Consider the following 599-nt stretch of genomic DNA (forward strand, 5'->3'; position numbering starts at 1 on the left):
CCCCCTAAAGTTGGACCAAAAATTCAACTTTAGGGGGTTAATTTTATGGCAAAATATAGTTATGAATTTAAGATGCAGATTGTTCTCGAGTATATACAAGGAGATATTGGATACAAGGCTTTAGCAAAAAAATATCGCATCCCCAACCCTTGTATTATCAAAAGATGGGTTATCGCCTATCAGGTCAACGGCAAAGAAGCCCTTCACCGTTCTCGCCAACTGGTAAGATACTCTTTTAAGTTTAAGATTCATGCAGTAAAATTATACTTAAGCACAGAGACCAGCTATAACCATCTCGCCTTTACCTTGGGGATGAAAGCACCGTCGGTTCTCGTACAATGGGTCAGCCGCTACCGGGAAATGGGTGCGGAGGGGCTCAAACCACAACGAAAAGGAAGGTATCCCAAAATGGCTAAACCATCTAGCCCCAAGAAACCGAAAAATGAACAGGAAGCGTATTTGAAACGACTCGAAGAAGAAAACTATTGGTTAAGATTGGAGCTCGACTGTTTAAAAGGATTGAGGAGGCTGCGCTTAGAGGAAGAAGCAGCGCAGAAGAAAAAGCAAGGCTCGCACACAGCCTCCGAGGATTCTATCGA

1 protein-coding gene is annotated in these 599 nt (G+C 43.2%); it reads left to right on the top strand.

Annotated features, from left to right (window positions below):
• Positions 1 to 45 precede the first annotated feature (45 nt).
• Positions 46 to 599: helix-turn-helix domain-containing protein (locus tag HMPREF3201_RS04075; RefSeq protein WP_062411872.1), on the top strand; the 554-nt coding region annotated here is incomplete at its 3' end.

It is taken from the genome of Megasphaera sp. MJR8396C (assembly GCF_001546855.1).
Taxonomy (GTDB): domain Bacteria; phylum Bacillota; class Negativicutes; order Veillonellales; family Megasphaeraceae; genus Megasphaera.